The organism is Tepidibacillus infernus (genome assembly GCF_048898065.1).
GTDB classification, from domain to species: domain Bacteria; phylum Bacillota; class Bacilli; order Tepidibacillales; family Tepidibacillaceae; genus Tepidibacillus_B; species Tepidibacillus_B infernus.
This window is the reverse complement of sequence record NZ_JBLWFI010000096.1, coordinates 1-230: the sequence shown is the minus strand read 5'-3', so window position 1 is coordinate 230 and position 230 is coordinate 1. Positions and strand designations below refer to the sequence as shown.

Here is a 230-nt window from a genome sequence, read left to right as displayed (position 1 = left end):
ATCGCGGATCAGCATGCCGCGGTGAATACGTTCCCGGGCCTTGTACACACCGCCCGTCACACCACGAGAGTTTGCAACACCCGAAGTCGGTGAGGTAACCGCAAGGAGCCAGCCGCCGAAGGTGGGGCAGATGATTGGGGTGAAGTCGTAACAAGGTAGCCGTATCGGAAGGTGCGGCTGGATCACCTCCTTTCTATGGAGAAATACTCATCCTTACGGATGAGAGGCTT

Annotated in this window: 1 rRNA gene; it reads left to right on the top strand. The window is 57.0% G+C overall.

The annotated features are described in order from the left end of the window. Positions 1-193 (top strand): 16S ribosomal RNA (locus TEPIDINF_RS15330); the annotation flags it as partial. Positions 194-230: the final 37 nt, after the last annotated feature.